The organism is Ferrovibrio xuzhouensis (genome assembly GCF_042648965.1).
GTDB classification, from domain to species: domain Bacteria; phylum Pseudomonadota; class Alphaproteobacteria; order Ferrovibrionales; family Ferrovibrionaceae; genus Ferrovibrio; species Ferrovibrio xuzhouensis.
Window position 1 is genome coordinate 484,616 of the sequence record NZ_JBHRYJ010000003.1, and the last position, 22,647, is coordinate 507,262.

28 protein-coding genes are annotated in these 22,647 nt (G+C 65.5%); 22 read left to right on the forward strand and 6 right to left on the reverse strand.

Annotated features, from left to right (window positions below):
• Positions 1–146 precede the first annotated feature (146 nt).
• From ACFOOQ_RS16080 to ACFOOQ_RS16095, 4 genes are all read left to right on the forward strand, one after another.
• On the forward strand, positions 147–4,469 hold the full coding sequence (locus ACFOOQ_RS16080) for a strawberry notch-like NTP hydrolase domain-containing protein (RefSeq protein ID WP_379728491.1): 4,323 nt from the start codon (positions 147–149) through the stop codon (positions 4,467–4,469).
• Positions 4,469–5,506 carry a DUF7146 domain-containing protein gene (locus ACFOOQ_RS16085; RefSeq protein WP_379728493.1) on the forward strand — a complete coding sequence of 346 codons (1,038 nt, stop codon included), beginning with the start codon at positions 4,469–4,471 and terminating at the stop codon, positions 5,504–5,506. The genes ACFOOQ_RS16080 and ACFOOQ_RS16085 overlap by 1 nt, the downstream gene beginning before the upstream one ends.
• A gap of 17 nt (positions 5,507–5,523) precedes the next feature.
• Positions 5,524–5,661 carry a hypothetical protein gene (locus ACFOOQ_RS16090; RefSeq protein ID WP_379728495.1) on the forward strand — a complete coding sequence of 46 codons (138 nt, stop codon included), beginning with the start codon at positions 5,524–5,526 and terminating at the stop codon, positions 5,659–5,661.
• 142 nt (positions 5,662–5,803) lie between these two features.
• The gene (locus ACFOOQ_RS16095) at positions 5,804–6,727 is read left to right on the forward strand and encodes a DUF2493 domain-containing protein (protein WP_379728497.1); all 924 of its coding nucleotides are present in this window, start codon (positions 5,804–5,806) and stop codon (positions 6,725–6,727) included.
• 45 nt (positions 6,728–6,772) lie between these two features.
• Here ACFOOQ_RS16095 and ACFOOQ_RS16100 read toward each other — a convergent pair whose 3' ends face one another.
• Positions 6,773–7,477, reverse strand: a complete 705-nt coding sequence (locus tag ACFOOQ_RS16100; protein ID WP_379728499.1) for a hypothetical protein — start codon at positions 7,475–7,477, stop codon at positions 6,773–6,775.
• A gap of 352 nt (positions 7,478–7,829) precedes the next feature.
• Here ACFOOQ_RS16100 and ACFOOQ_RS16105 point away from each other — a divergent pair, with 352 nt between their 5' ends.
• Entirely contained in the window at positions 7,830–8,156 is a 327-nt protein-coding gene (locus tag ACFOOQ_RS16105; RefSeq protein WP_379728679.1) for a hypothetical protein, read from the forward strand.
• Here the strand turns inward: ACFOOQ_RS16105 and arsH are convergent.
• From arsH to ACFOOQ_RS16130, 5 genes are read right to left on the reverse strand one after another with little or no spacing between them, the layout of a single operon-like run.
• The gene (arsH, locus tag ACFOOQ_RS16110; protein WP_379728501.1) at positions 8,093–8,815 is read right to left on the reverse strand and encodes an arsenical resistance protein ArsH; all 723 of its coding nucleotides are present in this window, start codon (positions 8,813–8,815) and stop codon (positions 8,093–8,095) included. The genes ACFOOQ_RS16105 and arsH overlap by 64 nt on opposite strands.
• Positions 8,815–9,870, reverse strand: a complete 1,056-nt coding sequence (gene arsB, locus ACFOOQ_RS16115; protein WP_379728503.1) for an ACR3 family arsenite efflux transporter — start codon at positions 9,868–9,870, stop codon at positions 8,815–8,817. The genes arsH and arsB overlap by 1 nt, the downstream gene beginning before the upstream one ends.
• A 9-nt stretch (positions 9,871–9,879) precedes the next feature.
• Positions 9,880–10,305 (reverse strand): arsenate reductase (glutaredoxin), encoded by a 426-nt coding sequence (gene arsC, locus ACFOOQ_RS16120; RefSeq protein WP_379728505.1) that lies wholly within the window; start codon positions 10,303–10,305, stop codon positions 9,880–9,882.
• Positions 10,306–10,313: 8 nt separating this feature from the next.
• Complete coding sequence (locus tag ACFOOQ_RS16125; RefSeq protein WP_379728507.1) at positions 10,314–10,841, reverse strand: arsenate reductase ArsC; 528 nt, start codon at positions 10,839–10,841, stop codon at positions 10,314–10,316.
• Positions 10,834–11,205 (reverse strand): ArsR/SmtB family transcription factor, encoded by a 372-nt coding sequence (locus tag ACFOOQ_RS16130; RefSeq protein ID WP_379728509.1) that lies wholly within the window; start codon positions 11,203–11,205, stop codon positions 10,834–10,836. The genes ACFOOQ_RS16125 and ACFOOQ_RS16130 overlap by 8 nt, the downstream gene beginning before the upstream one ends.
• Before the next feature lie 138 nt (positions 11,206–11,343).
• Here ACFOOQ_RS16130 and ACFOOQ_RS16135 point away from each other — a divergent pair, with 138 nt between their 5' ends.
• The 17 genes from ACFOOQ_RS16135 (at position 11,344) to ACFOOQ_RS16215 (ending at position 22,499) form a co-directional block, all read left to right on the forward strand.
• On the forward strand, positions 11,344–12,579 hold the full coding sequence (locus tag ACFOOQ_RS16135) for a tyrosine-type recombinase/integrase (protein WP_379728511.1): 1,236 nt from the start codon (positions 11,344–11,346) through the stop codon (positions 12,577–12,579).
• Positions 12,576–13,538: a tyrosine-type recombinase/integrase gene (locus ACFOOQ_RS16140; protein ID WP_379728513.1), complete on the forward strand. Its 963-nt coding sequence runs from the start codon at positions 12,576–12,578 to the stop codon at positions 13,536–13,538. The genes ACFOOQ_RS16135 and ACFOOQ_RS16140 overlap by 4 nt, the downstream gene beginning before the upstream one ends.
• Positions 13,531–14,535, forward strand: coding sequence for a tyrosine-type recombinase/integrase (locus tag ACFOOQ_RS16145; RefSeq protein ID WP_379728515.1), 1,005 nt, complete (start codon positions 13,531–13,533; stop codon positions 14,533–14,535). Before ACFOOQ_RS16140 ends, ACFOOQ_RS16145 begins: the two co-directional genes overlap by 8 nt.
• A gap of 277 nt (positions 14,536–14,812) precedes the next feature.
• Positions 14,813–15,256, forward strand: a complete 444-nt coding sequence (locus ACFOOQ_RS16150; RefSeq protein WP_379728517.1) for a hypothetical protein — start codon at positions 14,813–14,815, stop codon at positions 15,254–15,256.
• Positions 15,257–15,822: 566 nt separating this feature from the next.
• A complete protein-coding gene (locus ACFOOQ_RS16155) occupies positions 15,823–16,149 on the forward strand; it encodes a DUF736 domain-containing protein (protein ID WP_102959702.1) in 327 nt (108 codons plus the stop codon).
• Positions 16,150–16,334: 185 nt separating this feature from the next.
• Complete coding sequence (locus ACFOOQ_RS16160) at positions 16,335–16,580, forward strand: helix-turn-helix domain-containing protein (protein ID WP_379728519.1); 246 nt, start codon at positions 16,335–16,337, stop codon at positions 16,578–16,580.
• A gap of 129 nt (positions 16,581–16,709) precedes the next feature.
• Positions 16,710–16,976: a DNA -binding domain-containing protein gene (locus ACFOOQ_RS16165; RefSeq protein WP_379728521.1), complete on the forward strand. Its 267-nt coding sequence runs from the start codon at positions 16,710–16,712 to the stop codon at positions 16,974–16,976.
• A gap of 119 nt (positions 16,977–17,095) precedes the next feature.
• The gene (locus tag ACFOOQ_RS16170; RefSeq protein WP_379728523.1) at positions 17,096–17,401 is read left to right on the forward strand and encodes a transcriptional regulator domain-containing protein; all 306 of its coding nucleotides are present in this window, start codon (positions 17,096–17,098) and stop codon (positions 17,399–17,401) included.
• Positions 17,328–17,870, forward strand: a complete 543-nt coding sequence (locus tag ACFOOQ_RS16175; protein ID WP_379728525.1) for a DUF2285 domain-containing protein — start codon at positions 17,328–17,330, stop codon at positions 17,868–17,870. Before ACFOOQ_RS16170 ends, ACFOOQ_RS16175 begins: the two co-directional genes overlap by 74 nt.
• A 140-nt stretch (positions 17,871–18,010) precedes the next feature.
• On the forward strand, positions 18,011–18,292 hold the full coding sequence (locus ACFOOQ_RS16180) for a helix-turn-helix transcriptional regulator (protein ID WP_379728527.1): 282 nt from the start codon (positions 18,011–18,013) through the stop codon (positions 18,290–18,292).
• 20 nt (positions 18,293–18,312) lie between these two features.
• Entirely contained in the window at positions 18,313–19,392 is a 1,080-nt protein-coding gene (locus ACFOOQ_RS16185; protein WP_379728529.1) for a replication initiator protein A, read from the forward strand.
• On the forward strand, positions 19,389–20,027 hold the full coding sequence (gene parA, locus ACFOOQ_RS16190) for a ParA family partition ATPase (protein ID WP_379728531.1): 639 nt from the start codon (positions 19,389–19,391) through the stop codon (positions 20,025–20,027). The genes ACFOOQ_RS16185 and parA overlap by 4 nt, the downstream gene beginning before the upstream one ends.
• Positions 20,024–20,278 carry a hypothetical protein gene (locus ACFOOQ_RS16195; RefSeq protein WP_379728533.1) on the forward strand — a complete coding sequence of 85 codons (255 nt, stop codon included), beginning with the start codon at positions 20,024–20,026 and terminating at the stop codon, positions 20,276–20,278. The genes parA and ACFOOQ_RS16195 overlap by 4 nt, the downstream gene beginning before the upstream one ends.
• Positions 20,275–20,793, forward strand: coding sequence for a DUF2840 domain-containing protein (locus ACFOOQ_RS16200; protein ID WP_379728535.1), 519 nt, complete (start codon positions 20,275–20,277; stop codon positions 20,791–20,793). Before ACFOOQ_RS16195 ends, ACFOOQ_RS16200 begins: the two co-directional genes overlap by 4 nt.
• Complete coding sequence (locus ACFOOQ_RS16205; RefSeq protein ID WP_379728537.1) at positions 20,790–21,335, forward strand: S26 family signal peptidase; 546 nt, start codon at positions 20,790–20,792, stop codon at positions 21,333–21,335. Before ACFOOQ_RS16200 ends, ACFOOQ_RS16205 begins: the two co-directional genes overlap by 4 nt.
• A 47-nt stretch (positions 21,336–21,382) precedes the next feature.
• Positions 21,383–21,718, forward strand: a complete 336-nt coding sequence (locus ACFOOQ_RS16210; protein WP_379728539.1) for a DUF736 domain-containing protein — start codon at positions 21,383–21,385, stop codon at positions 21,716–21,718.
• Positions 21,719–21,722: 4 nt separating this feature from the next.
• Entirely contained in the window at positions 21,723–22,499 is a 777-nt protein-coding gene (locus ACFOOQ_RS16215) for a lytic transglycosylase domain-containing protein (RefSeq protein WP_379728541.1), read from the forward strand.
• Positions 22,500–22,647: the final 148 nt, after the last annotated feature.

Here is a 22,647-nt window from a genome sequence, read left to right on the forward strand (position 1 = left end):
CCATCGCCGCCGCCGGAAGGCGGAGCAATGGGACGGGCGCCAGCCGCGCCAGAGTGAGAGGTCGGCCGGGACGGGTTTGAGCCCGTCCGGTCGAGAGAGAGCGCCGGACCGGCTCGTCCGTCTTCCGCTCTTTCGAGGTATCCTCCATGCTTCACGCTCCCGTCTCCGGAGCCGCTCCGGCGGCCTCGCTTCCGCTCGCGCCCGACGCGCCTCCGGCCACCGCCATCCTGGCCGCCGCCGCCCATCTCCTTCCTCATCTCGAACAGGGTCGGCCCGTCGGTGCCGCGATCCTGCGCTCTGCCATGGAACAGGCCTTCGGCGCGTCCGACGCCAGCGGCGCTTGGGACTGGAAGACGGCCTACGACGCCTGCGAGGCGGCGACCGTCCTGTTCCTGCGCAAGTACGGAAAGCCGCTTTTCCGCAAAGCCGCGTCTCCGGCCGCACGGCTCGCCGCGCTGACCAAGATCGCAGGTCTGCTGCCGACCCATACGCGCCGGTCCGAGGAAGCCCAGACCTTCCAGCAATTCTCGACGCCGATCCCGCTCGGCCTGGCTGCGCTGACCGCCGCATCGCTCACGTCCGCCGACCGGGTGCTGGAGCCTTCGGCCGGCACGGGCCTCCTCGCTCTCCTCGCGGAGATCGCCGGCTCCAATCTCATCCTCAACGAGCTGGCCGAAACCCGTGCCGATCTGCTCGCATCTCTCTTTCCGGCTCTGATTGTCACGCGCTTCGACGCCGCCCAGATCGACGATCATCTCGATCGCGCTGCCATTCCCAGCGTCGTGATCATGAACCCGCCATTCTCGGTCATGGCGAACGTCTCGGGACGCGTGGCGGATGCCGCCTATCGCCATGTCGCCTCGGCGCTGGCGCGGCTCGCGCCGGGCGGCCGGCTGGTGGCGATCACCGGTGCCAATTTCTCACCTGAGCTCCCGGCTTGGCGGGACAGTTTCGTCCGACTGCAGGAGCGCGGGCGCGTCGTATTCACCGCGGCGATCGCCGGCTCCGTCTATGCGAAGCACGGAACGACCATCGAGACGCGCCTGACCGTCATCGACAAGGCGCCGGCCGAGGATGCCGCTCGCGTCCCCGAATCCGCCGGTCTTGCGCCGGACGTCGCAACGCTGCTCGCCTGGATCGAGCGGGACGTCCCGCCACGGATGGCCGTCACGCTGCCGACCGTCGCGACTGAGCCCGCTCCGCGCACGGTGCGCGGCTATCTCGCCCGGGTCGCGTCCGCCGCGCCGGCGCGCCGCATCGCTGAAATCGAGGGCGTGCCGCTCCACTATGAGACAGTAGACTGGACCCCGCCCGAGGGAGGCCGCCTGTCGGACTCGATCTACGAGCCCTACGTGCTCCAGTCGATCCGCATCCCGGACGCGCAGCCGCATCCCACCAAGCTGGTGCAATCGGCCGCCATGGCGTCGGTCGCGCCCCCGAAGCCCGGCTACCGCCCGACGCTTCCGGCCGCGATCGCCAGCGACGGCGTGCTGTCCGACGCCCAGCTCGAGACGGTGATCTATGCCGGCGAGGCCCATGGCGAGTATCTCGCCGGCGCCTGGACCGTGGACGAGACCGCCGATCTCGTGAGCGCCGCGCCGGACGATGCGCCGAACGCCGTCCGTTTCCGCCGGGGCTTCATGCTCGGCGACGGCACCGGCGCCGGCAAGGGCCGCCAGTCGGCCGGCATCATCCTCGACAACTGGCTGCAGGGCCGCCGCAAGGCCGTCTGGATCTCCAAATCCGACAAGCTGCTGGAGGACGCACAACGGGACTGGTCGGCGCTGGGCATGGAGCGCCTGCTGGTCACGCCGCTCTCGCGCTTCCCGCAGGGCACGCCGATCCGGCTGAACGAAGGCGTCCTATTTCTAACCTACGCTACGCTACGGTCCGACGACCGCGGCGAGAAGCTTTCGCGGGTCAAACAGATCGTCGAATGGTTGGGCTCCGATTTCGACGGAGTGATCATTTTCGACGAGTCCCACGCGATGCAGAACGCCGGCGGCGGCAAGGGAGAACGGGGTGGCGTCGCCCCGTCGCAGCAGGGCCGTGCGGGCCTGCGGCTCCAGCACGCGCTCCCGAACGCCCGCATCGTCTACGTCTCGGCGACCGGCGCGACCACTGTCCACAATCTCGCCTATGCCCAGCGGCTCGGCCTGTGGGGTGGCGACGATTTCCCCTTCGCCAATCGCGCCGAATTCGTCGAGGCGGTCGAGAACGGCGGCGTCGCGGCCATGGAGGTGCTCGCCCGCGATCTGCGCGCGCTCGGCCTCTACACGGCCCGGTCGCTCTCCTATGACGGCGTCGAATATGAGCTGATCGAGCACCAGCTCACGCCCGAGCAGACCCGCATCTACGATGCCTATGCCGGCGCCTTCGCCATCATCCACAATCACCTCGATGCCGCGATGCAGGCCGCCAACATCACCGGCGACAGCGGCACGCTGAACCGGCAGGCGAAGTCGGCCGCACGCTCGGCCTTCGAGAGCGCCAAGCAGCGTTTCTTCGGCCATCTGCTGACCAGCATGAAGACCCCGACGCTGGTCCGCTCGATCGAGCAAGACCTGGCGGACGGGCACACCGCTGTCATCCAGATCGTGTCGACCGGCGAAGCCTTGATGGAGCGCCGCCTGGCCGAGATCCCGACCGAGGAATGGAACGACGTGTGCGTCGACATCACGCCGCGCGAATATGTCCTCGACTATCTCGCCCATTCCTTCCCGGTGCAGCTCTATGAGCCGTTCTCCGACAGCGAGGGCAATCTGTCGTCGCGGCCGGTCTACCGGGACGGCCAGCCCGTCGAGAGCCGAGAAGCCGTCGCCCGCCGCGACGAGCTGATCGAGCGGCTCGCATCGCTGACGCCCGTTCCCGGCGCGCTCGACCAGATCGTCCAGCGCTTCGGCACCGATGTCGTGGCCGAGGTCACTGGCCGATCGCGGCGCGTGGTGCGCAAGGGCGAACGTCTCGTCGTCGAGAACCGGGCGGCGTCGGCCAATCTCGCCGAGGCGGCCGCCTTCATGGACGACCAGAAGCGCGTCCTCGTCTTCTCAGACGCCGGCGGCACGGGGCGCAGCTATCACGCGGACCTTGCCGCCAGGAACCAGCGCCTGCGCATCCACTATCTCCTGGAGCCTGGCTGGAAGGCCGACGCCGCGATCCAGGGGCTCGGCCGCACCAATCGCACCAACCAGGCGCAGCCGCCGCTGTTCCGGCCGATCGCCAGCGACGTGAAGGCCGAGAAGCGCTTCCTCTCGACGATTGCGCGCCGGCTCGACACGCTCGGCGCCATCACGCGAGGGCAGCGTCAGACCGGCGGCCAGGGCCTGTTCCGTCCCGAGGACAATCTGGAGAGCCCCTATGCCCGCGATGCGCTTCGCCAGCTCTACCTGCTGCTGGTCCGCGGCAAGGTCGAGGGCTGCTCGCTCGACCGGTTCGAGTCCGCCACCGGCCTCAAGCTCATGGATGACAACGGCATCAAGGACGAGCTGCCGCCGATCACCACCTTCCTCAATCGCCTACTGGCGCTGACCATCGACCTGCAGGGCGTGCTCTTCACAACGTTCGAGCAGCTCCTGACCGCCAAGGTCGAGGGTGCGATCCGCAGCGGCGTCTACGATGTCGGGCTTGAGACGCTGCAGGCCGAGAGCTTCGTCGTCACCGACAGCCAGGTGATCCATACCCATCCGGGCACCGGCGCCGAAACCCGACTGCTCACCATCATCCGGCGCGAGCGCAACCGGCCGATCACGCTCACCGATGCGCTCGACCATCTGTCCGACCCGCGCGCTCGGCTGCTGGTCAACGGCCGCTCCGGCCGGGCCGCGGTGCAAGTCCCCGCGCCGTCGATGATGCTCGACGATGGCGAGATCGAGCGCCGCGTCTGCCTGATCCGGCCCATGGAGCAGCACTATGCGCCGCTACGCATGATGGACGAGACCCATTGGGAGGAAGCCGATCGCGCTCGTTTCGCGGCCGCATGGTTGGCGGAGCTGAACGACGTGCCGGAGTTCTCCGACAGCACGATCCATATCGTCGCAGGGCTGCTGTTGCCGATCTGGAAACGGCTGCCGGACGAGTCGACCCGCGTCTATCGGCTCCAGACCGATGCCGGCGAGCGCATCATCGGCCGTCGCGTCTCACCCGCCTGGGCGGCGAACGCCACGACGACGGGCGCCGCGTCGCTGACGCCGGAGCAGGCCTTCGGGGCCCTGATGGACGGCACGACGATCCTCGACCTCGCCGAAGGCCTTCAGCTTCGCCGCGCACGCGTGATGAGCGCCCACCGACTGGAGCTGACCGGATTCACCGAGGCCATGCGCGACCGTCTGCGGGCCTATGGTCTCTTCAGCGAGATCATCTCGTGGAAGCTGCGCTTCTTCGTGCCGGCCGACGCCACAGGACCGACCGTTCTCGCAAAACTTCTCGACACGTTCCCAGTCGCGCGCATTTCCGAGCGGGAGGCCGCGTGATGGCCCGCCAGGACGCCTCCGATCTTGCACATCGTCTGCGCCGGCAGGCCGAGGCAGTGTGCCGTCACTATCTCTCCAACGGCCGCCGCGAGGGCGGCTACTGGCTGGTGGGCGACGTGCGCAACACGCCGGGTCGCTCGATGTATGTCCGGCTCAAGGACTCGCCGAAGGGCCCCTCCGGCAAATGGACCGACGCTGCAACCGGCGAGCATGGCGATCTCCTCGACGTGATCCGCGAGAGCTGCGGCCTCATCGACTTCAAGGACGTCGCCGACGAGGCCCGGACCTTCCTCAGCATGCCGCCGCCGGAGCCGGAGCCCCACCAGCAGCATCGGCAGAGCCCGGCGCCGCACGGTTCGCCCGAAGCGGCACGACGGCTGTTCGCCATGTCGCAGCCGATCATCGGCACCCACGTACAAGCGTATCTCCGTGAACGCGGCATTACGGATTTACGCGGAACCGGAAATCTGCGCTTCCACCCGCGCTGCTACTATCGACCCGACGAGAATTCGCCGACCGAAACATGGCCGGCGATGATCGCCGCCGTCACCGACCTCGACGGCAGAATCACCGGGGCGCATCGCACCTGGCTCGATCCGCGCCGTCGCGACAAGGCTCCGATCGACACGCCACGGCGGGCAATGGGCGACCTTCTCGGCAACGCGGTCCGCTTCGGCATCGGCGGCGAAGTGATGGCGGCGGGCGAAGGCATCGAGACGGTTCTGTCCCTCCGGCAGGTCCTTCCCCACATGCCGATGCTGGCGGCGCTCTCTGCGGCTCATCTCGCCGCGATCCTGTTCCCCGACACGCTGCGGCGGCTCTACATCGTCCGCGACAACGATCCGGCCGGTGACGGCGCTCGCGACAGCCTGATCGAACGGGCGAACGCGGCCGGGATCGAAGCGATCGTCATCTCGCCCGAGCTGGGCGACTTCAACGAGGATCTCCGCACCCTCGGCCTGGACGCACTGCGGATGGAAGCCCGGTTGCAGGTCGCACCGCAGGACGTGGCCCGCTTCATGGCGTTGGCGGCATAGCCGGCAGGAGAATGGGCGTGCGCGACGCCGCCGTGCTCGGCGGATGCGTCAATTCGTCGAAGGGGGACCGCGCCTCGGCCTTCGAGAGGGCGATCGGCCCACAAGCCGGACAGCCGGGCAATGGCGGCGGCCGACTATTTTCCGGCGCGGCCTGAAGGCCGCTTTCCATCGCGAGACAAAATAGCCGGCCTTAGCCATCGAGCCCTGCGCTTGCGCTCCGGGTGCCCGGCCGTCCGGCTGGTGGGCTTCGTCGCCATGAAGGCCGCGACGGTCGCGGTCCAACCGACGGAGCATCCCATGCGCGAGCACGACGACTACGAACCGCACCACGAATCCTCACCCACCGACCATGTCCTCAACGAACTCCAGCTCCACGGCTACCGACCCTTCGCCGACGAGCCCGACCAGAGGCTTTTGCCCGATGGCAACGCGGTCGCAGGTGCGGTCGCCGACATCTTCGACGCTCTGATCGGCACCCTGGAGGATACGCGCCTCGAACCCGACCTCGACGATCTCCTGTGGTCGACGGTCAACGTCTTCCACCGCGCCACCGAACGGATCGGCCGAGAACTGGACGACAACGAGCAGGCCCAGAAGCGCGCGCAGCGGGAGCAGGACGGCAGCGAGGTGAAGTCGGTCGAGCTGGAGCGCCTGATCGCCGAGGGCATGACCCTGATCGAGCGCCAGAACGCCTTCGAGCTGATGCGCGACCAGGCCGCCGATCACTACGAACGCCACGTCGGCAAGGCATGGCTACCCCGCAGCGGATCGAAGGTCAACCATCGCAACCTCACCGCAGCGATGATCGACAGCCGGGACTTCCTCATGGCGAAGAAGCGCGCCGATCAGGAAGCGCTCCTTCCGCCCGGGCCGAAGATCATCGTCACCGGCGGGCTCGAATTCGACGACCACCGGCTGATCTGGGCCAAGCTCGACCAGGTCCACGAGAAGCACCCCGACATGGTGCTGATCCACGGCAAGTCGCCGAAGGGCGCCGAGAAGATCGCCGCGCTCTGGGCGAAGAATCGCAATGTCCCGCAGATCGGCTTTGCGCCCGACTGGACGAAGCACGGTCGCGCGGCGCCCTTCAAGCGCAACGACGAGATGCTGCAGATCGTGCCGAAGGGCGTGATGCACTTCCCCGGCACCGGCATCAACGACAACCTCGCCGACAAGGCCAAGAAGCTCGGCATCCCGGTCTGGAAGTTCGGCGGCGCGTAAGCGCCGCCATCTTTCACCTTCAACCGTCCCGACAAACGAAAGCGTTCAAGGCTGCTGGCGCCAGAACTGCGTGCTGTAGTTGTTCAACCCGCGACTATGCGAGTCGACTGTCGCTTGGAAGGTGTCCGGGATCTTGTCTCCCTCACCGCCGTCCCTGAAATAGTCCCTGACCGAATAGAGCGCGCCTCTCATCAGGTGCTCCCAGGTTTGATAGAGCGTGTTTTGTAGGTCCTGCTCTTGCTTCGCGGCGCTCGGCTTTCGCTTGGGGGCCGGCCTCGTATAGTCCGGACGCAGATCGACGTCATGGACGAAGGTTATGTGGCCGAACTTCCACTCGTCATCGACCGTCCCGCGCCACCGATAGCTCACCCTGACACTCAGATGTTTGCTGAAGCGATGAGGCGGCATGATCTGGTCATCAACGGTGAAGAGCTGCGCGTCTTTCTGTTCGGTTTCCAGCCGTTGCTTCATAGCCCCGACGGCGAAGGTCAAATCATGCCCTGCGCGGCGGAGAGCGTCTCCCGTTTGCGCGCGCTTTAGCGGCGCCTTGGCCTCGCGGTGTCTAGCCAAGGCCCGCTCGAAAGCATGGAGTTTCGTTGCGATGTAGGTGCCGCAATTTCCGAGACGCAGACGGTGCAGATCACCCGATCTTTCCTCTCGGATCGCCTGATCGATGAGCCTGTCCAATTCGCTGGCGTCGATCGTCGCGATGGCGACCTGTTCATCGCGTGGGATGGTGATCTCTCCCATGCCGGATATCCTCTTTGTTTCTGATGAGGCATCGCTGTAACCGCCTCGGGGCTCCAGGCGCAGACGCCGAGTCACCTAGTGCAAGAATAGCCGACACGGAGTGACTTCGCACGGCTAAGCGCATGAGGTCTCCGGACTGATCTGTGCCTCCACGTAGAGCAAAGCACCCCCCGCTTATCTGCGCTGATCCTTGGTCCGACTGATCGCTTGACGCCATCAACCCGTAAAGGGTCGGCTATGCGAGCATGCCGCCGCTGCGGCTGCGCCTGCGCGGTGATTGCAGCGCTCAGTCCGACACTTCGGGCGCCTGTCAGCGGGGGATGGTCCTCCGCTCGAAACAGGAGCCGGATCGATGTCCCTCAACGACGCTCACGCCTTCGCCTTCAGCCTCGCCACCACGCTCATGGCCGCCATCGTCATCTTCCAGGCCGGCGACGGCACCCTCTCGGTGACGCCCGCCAGCGAGTATGACGGCGACATCGCCGCCATCGTCCATGATTATGATCCGTGGGAGATTATGAGCAGCTTTGCTTGGCGCTCGACCGAAGCGGCAGCGATGGTCGAGCGCGCATATTGCGCCACGCATCGCCCACCATCACCCACAGGAAGTGGAGTTCAGATCGCCGAAAACTTGACACGCGCGGCGAGCTTCTCCGCCGCTTCCTTGCGCTCGCTATAGCGATTGGTGAGATAAGCGGAAGGGCCGCGCGTCAGCAGCGTGAACTTCATCAGCTCCTCGACGACATCAACGACGCGATCATAATAGGGAGACGGCTTCATCCGGCCGTCCTCATCGAACTGCTCATAAGCCTTGGCGACCGAGGATTGATTCGGAATCGTGATCATGCGCATCCAGCGGCCGAGGACACGCATCTGATTGACCGCATTGAACGACTGCGATCCGCCGCTCACCTGCATGACCGCGAGCGTCTTGCCCTGAGTGGGCCTGACCGCCCCGATCGACAGCGGTATCCAGTCGATCTGCGCCTTCATGACACCCGTCATGGCACCATGGCGCTCCGGACTGCACCAGACCTGGCCCTCCGACCAAGCTGATAGCTCGCGCAGTTCCTGAACCTTTGGATGATCGACGGGCGCATCGTCCGGAAGCGGCAGGCCGCTGGGATTGAAGATGCGGGTCTCGGCGCCGAAAGCTTCGAGAAGACGCGCGGCTTCCTGGGCCTGAAACCGGCTGAACGATCGGCCGCGCAGGGAGCCGTAGAGCAGCAGGATGCGCGGCGGGTGCATCGGCGGGTCTGGGGTTAGCGCAGCCGTCGTCGGACGTTCGAACGCATCAGCATCGATGTTCGGCAAATCCGCCAAATCGGGCACCTGCATCACGGCGCTTCTTTGACGACGCGCGGCGCTGGTTGGCCGCGCTCGTACCAACTCTTCGATCGGTTCACGATCCACACAACGGTGAGCATGACCGGCACCTCGATCAGCACGCCAACCACGGTGGCTAGTGCCGCGCCGGACTGGAAGCCGAACAGGCTGATTGCGGCAGCGACCGCCAACTCGAAAAAGTTGGAGGCGCCGATCAGGACGGAGGGGCCGGCAACGCAGTGCTGTTCGCCCGAAATCCGGTTCAGCAAATAGGCAAGACCAGCATTGAAATAAACCTGGATCAGGATCGGCACGGCGAGCAGCGCGATCACCAGAGGCTGTGCGATGATCTGTTCGCCCTGGAAGCCAAACAGCAGAACAAGCGTCGCCAGCAGCGCCACGAGGGAGACCGGCCCGAGCCTGGCCAGCAGCCGATCGAGGGCGGTTTGTCCGCCGGTCGCCAGCAGTTGGCGCCGGAGAAGCTGCGCAATTATCACCGGAATGATGATATACAGGACCACCGACAGGACGAGCGTGCCCCACGGCACGGTGATCGCGGAGAGCCCGAGCAGCAAGCCGACAATCGGTGCGAAGGCCACGACCATGATCGCGTCGTTAAGCGCCACTTGGCTCAGCGTGAAATGCGGTTCGCCCTTGGTCAGGTTGGACCAGACGAACACCATTGCGGTGCAGGGCGCGGCGGCAAGGATGATGAGTCCGGCAATGTAGCTATCGATCTGGCCAGCCGGCAGGTACGGCCGGAACAGGTATCCAATGAACAGCCAGCCGAGCAGCGCCATCGAGAATGGCTTGATCGCCCAATTGATGAATAGGGTGATGCCGATCCCGCGCCAATGGCGGCCGACTTCGCCGAGCGCGGCGAAATCGATCTTCAGCAGCATCGGAATAACCATCAGCCAGATCAGCACGGCGACCGGCAGATTGACCTTGGCGATCTCCGCAGCACCGATCACCTGAAATGTGCCGGGCATGATGTGCCCAAGCGCGATGCCAACGACGATGCACAAAGCAACCCAGAGGGTGAGATACCGTTCGAATGTGGACATAGCTCTTCCTTACGCCGTGGCTACGCGGCGGCCTTCTTCGTCCACCACGAGCTCTCCATCCTCCTTGATGAACTCCCCCTGCTGGGGCGGCAGCAGATTGAGCACTTCCTCGGAAGGACGGCAGAGCCGAACGCCTTGTGGCGTCACAACGATCGGCCGGTTGATCAGGATCGGATGCGCCATCATCGCATCGAGGAGATGGTCATCCGTAAGGCTCGGATCGCCCAGGCCAAGCTCCACATAGGGCGTGCCCTTCTCGCGTAGGAGCGCGCGAGAAGAGATGCCCATGCGGGCGATGAGCTGCTCGAGCATCCTCCGCGAGGGCGGCGTCTTCAGATACTCGATCACATGCGGCTCGATACCGGCATTACGGATCATCGCCAACGTGTTGCGCGAGGTTCCGCAGTCGGGATTGTGGTAGATGATGACGTCCATGATGTGCCTCACGCCGCGCTCGTGCGAGGCGACGTCGTGCCTTCGCTTTTGCCGATCTCGCGCAGCTTCGTGCCGAGTGCGATCTTGTCGAGGCTGTCCAGCGGCAGCGCCGCGAACACCCCGATGCGCGTCTTCATGTAGCGAAACGCGGTGACGAAGGCCGCTTCCTTCTGGACGTCGGAGCCTTCGACCGCAGCCGGATCCTCGATTCCCCAATGCGCCGTCATCGGCTGACCCGGCCAAACGGGGCAGGTCTCGCCGGCGGCGTCGTCGCAGACCGTGAACACGAAATCCATGACGGGCGCGCCAGGCTCCGCGAACTCTTCCCAGCTCTTGGAACGAAAGCCATCCGTCGGATAGTCGAGGCTGCCGAGCACCTTCAGCGCGAAGGGATTGACCTGGCCCTTCGGCTGGCTGCCAGCCCAAAAGGCGCGGAAATGACCGGCGCCATCTTTGCGCAGAATGCCTTCGGCCAAGATCGATCGGGCGGAATTGCCGGTGCAGAGGAACAGCACGTTATAGATACGGTCAGCCATGAGCGACCTCCTTGGACGACGTTTTTTGTGATGGGCAGCAGGGAGACAGGTCGGCGATCAGCGGCGCGCACAGCTCCGGTCGGCTGCCGCAGCAATCCTTGACGAGGAAGCCAGTGAGCCCTCGCACCGCCTCAAGCTGGGCGCGATAAACGATGGAGCGGCTCTGGCGCTCGGCCTCGATAAGACCGGCGCGGGTCAGAATGGCGAGATGCGTCGACATGGTGTTGTGGGGCACGTCCATGCGGCGTGCGACCTCGCCGGCCGGCAGGCCATCGGGTTCGTGCTCCATCAGAAGCCGAAACACCCCCAGCCGGGTGGGCTGGGCGAGCGCCGAGAAGGCGAGGATGGCTTGATCTGCGTCCATACGTCGAGACTACTGGACATATGGAGATAATGCAAGCCGCCATCGACGGTGCGCGAAGAGACGACTCCGTCCAGGCTATCTGTTGAACTGCACATAATCCGGAGGCCTGCTCGAAATCCCCACAAATGGAGATCGAGCATGCCAACACCCCTTCGCCTTCAGCTCAGGATCGAAGATCCAGACAATGTTCTCTGGCCCATCATGGGCTTCTACACCGACTATCTCGTGTGCAGCCGTTATGGAGCCAAGCGCCGTCGCCGATATACGGCCTCAGCTCTTCACTTTGGCGACTGGTTGCACGGCCAGGGCGCTGGACCAGGCGACATCGACGAGACTCGGATAGGCCGGTTCCTCACGGGCCACTTGCCCACCTGTTCGTGCGATCATCCGACCCCTCGCGGACTTATCCTCAACAGAGCGGCGCTCAACAATCTTCTCCGCGTGCTGCGGAGGCACAACATCGCCGCAACACCCGCGCCTGACGCGATCGAACTGGAACTTGCCCGGTTCGATGCCGAGATGAACGATGTCTGGGGGCTGACGCAGGGTACGCGAGATCACCGTCGCCGCATCATCCGACGGCTTCTCCGCGAACAGCTTGGCACGGGGTCGATTGAGCTTGGTGAGATTAGGCCCAATGCTGTTCGGACTTTCGTGCTAGGTGATCCTGACCGAAGCACCAGCACAATCCGTGTTATGGCTGGGGCGGTCCGCTGCTATCTTCGTTATCGCGCGCTGGTCGGTGACGATGTTGCTCATCTCCGCAAAGCCGTGCCGCGGCCCGCGTTCTGGCGAGATGCAGAACTGCCGGAAGCTCTGTCGGCAGCAGATGTCGAGCGATTGCTTTCTGCCTTCGACAAGCCTTGTCCGTCACGCCGGCGGGGCTACGCCATCGTACGTTGTCTAGCTGATCTCGGCTTGCGATCGAGCGAAGTCATCCGGTTGACCCTTGATGACATCGATTGGACGGAAGGCGTCGTGAGAGTGCCCGCCGGGAAAGCTCGGCGTTCGGACATCCTTCCGCTCTCGCCACCAACCGGCGAAGCGATTGTCGACTATATCCTGAACGAGCGACCCGCGACCGCTCGCCGTGAGGTGTTCGTCCGCCACGTCGCACCGCTCGGCGAGCCGGTTGGGAGGCGCGTCGTGCAGAAGACGCTGCATGCCGCCTACGCTCGGCTCGGCTGGGACCGAAGCCGTGTCCACATCCTCCGACACACGCTCGCAACCCGGCTGGTCAACTCCGGCGTATCGATGAAGCAGATTGCTGACGTCTTGCGCCACCGGAGCATCGTCACCTCCGCCACATATGCGCGGGTCGACGTTGCACGGCTGTCCTCTGTCGCATTGCCGTGGCCGGGAGCAATCGCATGAGCGCCCCGGTCACAATGCTCGCGCGCGCCGAGGCTTACCTCGCCGAGCGTCGTCGGCTCGGATTCGCGCTGGATCGGTCAGGCAGTCTCACATTGGCCTTCGCCCGCTTCGCCGATGCAACCGGCCACGAGGGTCCGCTCGCCTCCGCCATAGTGCTCCGCTGGGCAAAGGAGCAGGCGGTGTGTGCCGATCCCTTCACCTGGGCGCAGCGCCTAAACGTACTCCGGCCGTTCGCGCGTCATCTGGCCGACGCAGAATCGGGAACCAGCTTCCCGGAGGGCGCGCCGTTTGGACGCTCGAAGCGCCGGATCGCGCCACACATCTTCACACCAGCCGAGGTGAACGCGCTCATTACGGCCGCGCGTACTCTTCCTGTGTTTGGCGCTGGCCCAGCCACGTTCCCGACGCTTCTCGGCCTCCTTGCCGTAACGGGCCAGCGCATCTCCGAAGCGCTGCGTCTTCGATGCGGCGACCTCGACGAGGCTGTCACCTGCATCACGGTGAAACACTCCAAGTTCGATAGGACGCGCATTGTGCCGTTACACCCAACCGCGACGGTGGCTTTGCGAGATTACCTGCGGACGCGGGCGAGGCTCGGCTCGACCGATCGCTCTGCGCCGCTCTTCCTCGACGAGCGAAGCGGCGAGATTCTACGTTATGGCGCCGTGCGTCGAGCATGGCTTCGGCTGACGGAAGACCTCGGCATCGTGCCGCGCGGCGGGCATCAGTTCATCCGCATCCACGATTTGCGGCATACCTTCATCTGTCGTCGGCTGATGCTCTGGCAAGCCGAGGGTACAGACATCGACAATGCAATGCTGGCGCTCTCGGCCTATGTCGGCCACGTCAATCTCGGCGACACGTACTGGTACATGCAGGCTGTCCCCGAACTCATGGCGCTGGCCGGAGACCGCTTCGAGAGTCTTGCATTGCACTTTGGGGAGGCGCGCCATGGTTGAGGCAAACCCTTCGTTCCCGATGCTCCTCCAGCGCTTCTTCGTTGATTATCTTCGTCAGCAACGCGCTGTCAGCTCCAACACAGTCGCGGCTTACCGCGACACGTTCAAGCTCCTGCTTGTCTTCGCGCAAAAAACGATCCGCAAAGCGCCGACGGACCTCGTCCTGGCCGACCTGGACGCCACGCTGATACTCGCCTTCCTCGACCATCTCGAGAGCGAGCGGAAGAATACTGTGCGGAGCCGCAATGCGCGCCTGTCAGCCATCCGATCGTTCCTAAAGTATGCCGCTCACCAAGACTTGACCGCGCTCGCGGTCATCGAGCGCAGCCTGGCCGTTCCGCAGAAGCGTCACGACAGAGCCGTGCTCGGCTTCCTGACCCGCCCCGAGATGGAGGCGATCATAGCAGCCCCCGACTGCACGACATGGGCGGGCCGGCGCGATCAAGCCCTGTTCACGCTCTTGTACAACACTGGTGCCAGGGTCTCTGAGGCGATCGACCTCAAGGTCGGCGATGTGGTGCTCGATGTCTCACCGGTCGCGCACCTGCACGGCAAAGGCAGAAAGCGCCGAAGCGTGCCGCTGTGGAAGTCGACCGCGGCCATGATCCGGCACTGGCTACCCCGCCTGACAGATGCCAGCCCTCGGGCGCATCTGTTCCCAAGTGGGCGTGGCCAACGACTGTCGCGATCGAGCGTGACTCAGCGGCTAGGGCAGGCAGTTGCCCAGGCGGCGTGCACGCTTCCGGCTCTTGCCGACCGGCCGATCTCGCCTCACACCATCCGCCACACCACGGCAATGCACCTATTGCAATCAGGCGTGGACATCACGGTCATCGCGCTGTGGTTAGGCCATGAGCATCCGAGCACGACACACATTTACATGGAGGCGGATCTCGCCATGAAGGAGCAGGCATTGAGTCGGCTCCAGCCGATCGTCACTGCGCCAACGCGGTATCGCCCGCCGGACCAACTCATGGCCTTCCTGCAATCGCTATAATTATGCGCAGCCCGATCTCGGTCGAGCTGCGTGAATCCGGCTTCCTCAGTCTGAGCTGCTCATAATCTCCCACGGATCATAATCATGCTTATGCACACCTGCGCATAATCACGAGATCGATCCCTTCGCCCCCTGACCGGGGCGAGCCGCCTGGTCCTGCGGAAATCGTCGAAGATTTCCGCTCCCGGCGCCGTCGGTCTTGCGCTATATTTCGGGTGCGCCGTGGTGGTGGTGGAAGGCGCGACCGTCAGATCTTGTCCTTACGGAGGCCACCACCATGATCATCCTCGCAATACTTGCATCCCTCGCAGCGATAGGCCTGCTTTGCTGGCTGCTGTTCACGCTGGCCGTGTTCGCGTTGCCGGCATTCGTCGGCGTGACCGCGGGCGCTTGGGCATACGGCACGGGCGCCGGCATTCCCGGCGCCATCTTGGTCGGCGCCGTCGCGGCCGCCATCACGCTGGCGGCCGGACATCTGCTGATCACCCTCGCACGGCCGATGTGGCTGAAGCTGATTCTGGCCGCCGCCTTCGTCGCGCCGGCGGCGATCGCCGGCTTCCATGCGACCCATGGCATCGTGAAGCACATCATGCCTTCCGACGCATGGCAGATCACCTTCTCCGTCATCGGCGCAGTCGCGGTCGGCATCACCGCCTTCGCGCGGGTCGCAGGAATGGCGGCGGCCCCGGGCCCGTCCGGCCGGGATCTCGCGCGGGCCTAATCTTCGTCATCGCCATTGAGAGGGCCAGATCAGCATGGGCGGGTGGCTCCTCGTCGTCTCACGCTGTCGCGATGGAAGCGCGCGGCGCGGATCGACGCTCGACCCCAAGAAGCGGTCTTCGTTGGAGCGCTGCCGTGGCAGGACCATGTCTCGGCGGCACACCGAACACCCGGCGCGGCGATCTCCCTGAAGGCGGTGGAGGGCCAGGATGCAACAGCGTGGGCCTGCAGGGAGGAGACGAAGCCGGTGACCATGGCTGCGACGCCGGCTTGCCGATGCGGGACGGCCGCCATCTTCTCCGTTGTCTGACCGTGCCTCGACCGCTCCAAGCGGCCTCTTCAATGGCCTGATCTGGCCGAAGGTCGGCTGCGCCTCGATCGCCTATGACGCAACAGCCGCGTCAAACTTTCTTCCCCTGCCGGCTGAAGCCGTCATTCCTCGCGAGGCAAGAAAGCCCTCCTTAGCTGTCAAGCCCCTTCGGGGTGCGCCGTCGATCGCCTCCGGCCTGCCGATCGCCATCGAGGCCGCAATGCTGCGGGCTCGGAAACGGAAAACGGAGACTTACAATGGCGACCATCGGCACCTTCAAGAAGACCGGCTCGAACGAGTTCACCGGCGAAATCGTCACCCTCAGCGTCCAGGCCAAGAACGTGCGCATCGTCCCCGACCAGCGCGCCACCGGCGAGAACGCCCCCAGCCACCGGGTCCTGGTCGGCCGCGCCGAGATCGGCGCCGCCTGGTCCAAGCGCTCCAACGAGGGCCGCGACTATCTGGGCCTCAAGCTCGACGATCCGAGCTTCAACGCCCCGATCTACGCCAACCTCTTCGACGACGAGGAAGGCGACACCTTCTCGCTGATCTGGTCCCGCCCCAACGGGCGGCGCGGCGACTGAGGTCCCGCGCAAGGCCCCGGCCGGAAGGCCGGGGCCTTCGGCTATGCCGACGACCGGATCAGTTCGCGCAGGACGGACGCAAGCGTTGGTCCCGGAGGCTCTTAAAGCTGGCCTTAGCCTCCTAGAACGACTATTATAGTCGTAGTTCTAGCGTGTTGGTTCGTGTCGGTGGGAGGTGATCATGCATGATCACCGCCCGACAATCACGGGCCGCACGCGCGTTGCTCGGATGGAACCAGGAGACGCTCGCTGACAAGGCCCAGGTATCACTGACCGCGCTGAAACGCCTCGAATCCGCGAGCGGCCTCGAGGTGTATGAGACCACGCGCGATCAGGTCCGGCGGGCGCTTGAAGGCCATGGCATTCTCCTTCTGACCACCGACCAGGGCGAAGGCGTGATGGTGGTCCGTGGAAAAGCCGACAAGCGGTAACACCCCAAAGGGCAAGAAAGCGGCACGCTTTGATCGTCGCCGTCTGCAGCGTAGCTTTTGCTGCGGTGCAACCGGGATGTGGTTAACAAATAGCTCCGGAATGGATTAAAATGATTCTAGAGGATCGTTGTGACGCAGACAGATTTTCTAGACCAGCCGCCGGAGAGCGCGGTGCTCACGACCTATGATCGCGAGCACATGAAGCTCTATCTGCGCCTGCTTGATGCGGCCACCGATGGAGCTGACTGGCGCGAAGCGGTCGAGATTCTCTTCGGTCTCGATCCCGACCGCGACCCCCAGCGCGCCCAACATGTTCATGACACCCATCTCGCCCGTGCCCGCTGGATGACCACCCACGGCTATCGCGAGCTGGTGCGCGAAGGCTACCGGCACTGAGCCGTGGTGATGCCGCCGCGGCAACACCTGTTGCCGGGCCAGGGACTTCCTTCGCATCGCTCAACTGGGAATCGTATCCGGCTCAAAACGCACGAATAATGCGAGCCAGGAGGATTTCGATGTCGCCCGATACATCCCGGTGGCGATCGTCATCAGACTACGATTACGTCGATCAACTCACTGCCCCCGACATCGGCTGGGAATGGTTGCGGCGAAACGAGGATTACCAGCGCGACTATGCAGAGTTCAGCAGCGCTCCGAGCGAGTCTGCGTCGGTGATCGAGCGCCCTGGTCGACAATGGGGGTTGCGATTTCCTTGTTGCCCCAGCTCTGAAGTCGACCGAGGCGCGAGTGTTCTGGCTTCCGCAAGAAGACACCGGATCGGTCATACTAACGCCGGCGCCGGCATCCATTGCCGCCGGTAGCGCGCCCCTCGCGCTGCCCGAACAACCGCTGGATGAGTCAACCGATCACGGCCTCCACGTCCTGCACGATTTGAGCAACGGGCAACGCCTGCACCTGGCGCTTCCCGCTGACGGATCGGCCGACCAGCCACTCGTGGCCGTGATCCCGCTCGGGATCGAGGGCTTCGATCGCTTGGAGGCGGTCGCCCGGCTTCTGGCGTCCCTGCACGGCCGCGCCATTCCACCCGACACGCGCCTCACGCGTCAGCAGCTGGCCCGCGCGCGTCGCATGTTGCAGGCGGTCGACGGTCACCGCGTTGGCGCAAGCCAACTCGAGATCGCCCAGGTACTCTTCCGGCTCAAGCCCATCCGGCGCGACGACTGGCAGAACGCGCCGGAACGCTACGCAACCATGGACCTGATCAAGGATGGCCTCGCCATGATCACGGGCGGCTATCGCAAACTGCTTCGTCATCGTCGCCGACCATAGCCGGAGCATACGCGAATGGCGGTGTGGGAATTCAGCACCCCCCAACTCCCCACTCCATCTACGCGGTTTCCCTTCGCCATCGTGGCCTTCGTCAGCCGCTGAACGCCAGCGGCCCCCACGGACACCACGGAGGCCCGATCATGACGCCCAATCTCAGCGCATTGCCGCCGCGCTTTCTACGCACCAAGGAAGCCGCGCACTTCCTGGGCTTGTCCGCCCGCACCTTGGAGAAGCACCGCACCTACGGGACCGGCCCCTCCTATCGCAAGCTCGGCGGCCGTGTCGTCTACGCCGTCGATGACCTGCAGGCCTGGACCGAACGCGGCGCCGTCACCTCGACCTCCGATCCGCGCGGCACGCTGCTTCCCGCCAAGCGTCATGATCCCGCGCCGCCCGCGCGCACCGGCCGCTACGCGCGCTGACCGCGTCGGGCTCCCTCTCAATGTCGGCGCGAGATCGCCCAGTCTCGGAGCGCGGACAGCTCGATCTGTTCCACGCGCTCCCCGGCGACTTCGCCCCGCGCGACGCGCAGGATCTCATGGCCTATCCGTTCTTCTCCCTCTCCAAATCCCATCGCACCGCGCCGATCGACTTCGTCGCCGGCGACGTGTCGATCCGCGTCGAGGCGGTGCCCGATCATGGCATGGCCACCATCTGGGATGCCGACATCCTGATCTGGGCGGCAAGCCAGATCGTCGAGGCGCGCGACGCCGGCTTGCGCACTTCGCGCCTGATGGCGGCGACGCCCTATGAGATTTTGAACTTCATCGGCCGCGGCGTCAGCCTGCGTGACTACCAGCGGCTGAAGGCCGCCCTGGACCGGCTTCAGTCGACCACCGTCGCCACCTCGATCCGCCAGCCGGCAGAAGGGCGCCGGCATCGCTTTTCCTGGATCAACGAATGGCAGGAGCGCACCGACCGCAACGGCAGACCGGCCGGCCTCGAGCTGATCGTTCCCGACTGGTTCTATCGCGCCGTCCTCGACGACGCGCTCGTGCTGACGATCGACCGGGCCTATTTCGATCTCACCGGTGGCCTCGACCGCTGGCTCTATCGCCTGGTGCGCAAGCATGGCGGCAAGCAACGCAACGGTTGGCGCTTCGACTTCCATCATCTCCACCAGAAATCGGGCAGCCTCTCTCCGTTCAAGCGCTTCGCCTTCGAGCTGCGCGACATCATCCGTCGCCAGCCGCTGCCCGGCTACATGCTGTTCATCGAAGTCGAAATCGGCGGCCGCGTGCTGCTCGCCTTCGAGCCGTCGGCACCCTGTGGACAAGCTGTGGACGGCCTCGTGCTATCGGGAACCCGGACTATCGTGCCATCGGGAACCGCTGGCACGTGCTATCGGGAACCCAAACAGGGCATAAGCCACGGAAAACAAAACCGGAATCGCGCCCTTAACTTAGAGTCTAACCAAGAATCTAACTTTAGAAGACGCGCGCGCGATGTGGAAAACGTCGTCGGCCGTCCTGAAAGCCCACCGCGCCTGTCTCTCGATCCAGCATCGGGAGAGGCGGAATGATCGTCGCGCTTCTTAATCAGAAAGGCGGCGTCGGCAAGACGACGCTGGCCCTGCATCTCGCAGGCGAATGGGCCGCCAGAGGAAGGCGCGTCACGCTGATCGACGCGGACCCGCAGGGCTCGGCGCTCGACTGGTCGCAGCAGCGCGCTCGCGAGGCGCTTCCGAGGCTCTTCGGCGTCGTCGGCCTGGCGCGCGACACGCTGCATCGCGAGGCCCCGGAGCTGGCGCGCGATGTCGATCACATCGTCATCGACGGGCCGCCGCGTGTCGCCGGGCTGATGCGCTCGGCGCTGTTCGCCGCCGACCCGGTGCTGATCCCGGTGCAGCCATCGCCATTCGACGGCTGGGCCTCGGCCGAGATGCTGTCGCTGCTCGGCGAGGCGCGCATCTATCGCCCGGAGCTCGCCGCCCGCTTCGTCCTGAACCGCTGCGGCGCGCGCACCGTCATTGCCCGCGCGACGGCCGAGACCCTTGCCGATCACGACCCGCCGGTGCTGGGCGCCACCATCGGCCAGCGTGTGGCCTTCGCGGACGCGGCGCAATCCGGCCGGCTGGTTTCCGAAGTGGACGAAGACAGCCCCGCCGCTCGCGAGATTGCCGCGCTCTGCGCCGAGATCGAAAGGATCGCGCCATGACCGAGCGATCCCCGAAGCGCAGTTTCGCCACGCGCCCCGCCAATCCCGAGAGCTGGATCAAGGCGTCCGACACGCCGTCGGCGCGCGGGTCGGCCGATGGCGGGTACACCGCCCGGCTGACCATCGACGTCACGTCGGAGCTGCGCGGGCGCATCAAGATCGCCGCCTTCCAGCGCGGCGTCACCGTCGCCGAGATGCTGCGCGACCTGCTCGCGCGCGAATTTTCCAGCACCGAAGGAGACCCGTCATGACCAGCGCCGCGGCCCCCCGCGTGCGCGGCGGCGCTGCGCCGGCCAGCCCGCCGCCCTCCACGACACTCGTCGAACTGACCTGGATCGAGAAGAAAATCGAGAACTGGATCCGGTTCGGCCACGACAGCTACGAGCAGATCCTCGATCGCCGCCGCCGCGTCCTGGGCTTTCCGCCAAACAGCACTTTCGCCTTCGTCCGCTGGGCGGCGAACGAGTTCGGAACGATCATCTCGCGCATCGACATCGTGCGCGCCGTTGGCGCCGGCGAGCCGTTCCAGACGCTGCCCTTCGTGCGGCCTGGCGGCGACATCCTGCTGAAGATCGAAGGCTGGCCCAAGGTCGAGCGCGTGCTGCAGGCCATCGACGCGATCGAGGCGATCGGCGTCGATCCGGTCGATGTGTCGCCCGATCACTGGCGGCACATCCACAACCGCCTGACCGCTGGCGAGGCACCGCGCGTCTACAGCGCCGAGCAGCATCGGGCCTTCCTGCTGCGCCGGAGGGCCGAGCCATGAGCCGCTTCGGCTACGTCATGGCGACGTATTTCGCGGCGATGGGCATCGTCATGGCGGCCGTCCTTCCGCTGCCGCTCAAGCTGATTTGGAACGCGTCCGCGAGCGTGCCGATCGGGCTTTACATGATCGATCCCGACCATCTCCCGGAGGTCACCGACCTCGTCGCCGTCGACGCGCCCGAACCGCTCGCGACCTTCCTGGCCGAGCGCGGTTACCTGCCGCGTGGCGTGCCTTTGATGAAGCGCGTCGCCGGCGTTGCCGGGCAACGCGTCTGTCGCACGGGCCGCACGATCTCGGTCGATGGCATCGACATGGCCGAGGCGCTTGATCGCGACCGCTCGGGCCGCGCCCTGCCGAGCTGGCAAGGCTGCCGCCTCATCGCCGTGGGCGAGATCTTCCTCATGAACTGGCAGGTCCGCGACAGCCTTGACGGCCGCTACTTCGGACCCGTCTCGACCGACACGATCATCGGCCGGGCGACGCCTCTCTACACCGATGAAGACGGCAACGGCCGCTTCGAATGGCGCGCGCCAACGCGGTGACGCGCGCGTCCATCCCGTCCTCCACCGCACAGCAAAGGAGCCTTCGCATGCCCCAGATTGGAGAATTCACCCGCACGAAATCGGGCTATTCCGGCCGTATCCGCACCCTCTCGCTCGACATCGAACTGACGGTCGTTCCGGCCGAGCCGTCCGACGCGGAGAACGCGCCTGACTATCGTATCCACCTCCACGACGAGGACGGACCGGAGGTCGGCGCCGGTTGGAAGCGCACCGGCGAACGCGCCGGTGACTACGTCTCGTTGCAGCTCGACGATCCCGTCTTCGTGCAACCGATCCGCGCCAACCTGTTCCAGTCCGGCGACGACAAGACCGCCTGGGGCCTGCACTGGAACCGCCCGCCCAAGCGCGGCGATCGGGATTGAGCCGATGCGCTGGCCATCCCCATCAGGTCCTCAAGTCACCGCTGCCGGGCGTCGTCGCGCCGCCCGGCATGCAGGCGCCCTTCTCCTTTCCGGCCTGCTTCTCATCGGCGCACCATCGGCCGTCACCCTGGCGCAGAGCGCGCCGGTCGAACGCCCCGCTCCGGCCGATCCCTATGCCGCTCACATCGCGGAAGCGGCACAGCGCTTCGGCATTCCGGCGGCCTGGATCAGGGCCGTCATGCGCGTCGAAAGCGCGAATGAGGTGCGCGCCGTCTCACTGAGGGGCGCGATGGGCCTGATGCAGATCATGCCCGACACCTGGGCGGGTCTGCGCGCGCGATATTCGCTCGGAACTGATCCCTTCAATCCGCGCGACAACATCCTGGCGGGCGCGGCGTATCTGCGCGAGATGCACGATCGGTACGGCTCGCCCGGCTTTCTCGCCGCCTACAATGCGGGACCCGGCCGATATGAAGACTATCTCGCCGGCCGTCCCTTGCCCGCCGAGACGCGCGCCTATGTAGCCGCCCTCCTCCCTATCTTCGGCGGCGGTGAACTGACCGCTCCGGCGACCGTCGTTGCCGCCGCCGATCCGCAAGCCTGGACTCGCGCGCCGCTGTTCATCGCGCAATCCGAGCGCACATCGGCGGCCGAGCCTGTGCAGCGCGGCGGCAATCGGGACGATGCTCCGGCAGCACCGACCGCGCGCGATGTCTCCGCGGTGGTCGCGCAGTCCGGCGGCCTGTTCGTCGCCCGCAATCGTGCGGGAGAGCCGCAATGACGGCATTCGCACTTTGGCGCGGTGTGGCGGACTTCCGGTCAGGTTGGGCGGAAGGATGGGGCTGGCAGGGAAACACGACCAACAGACGGCGAGATAAAAGCGCATGCCCGAAACGCTGTAAGCCTCTGAAGAGGCTTGCGTTTTGGCG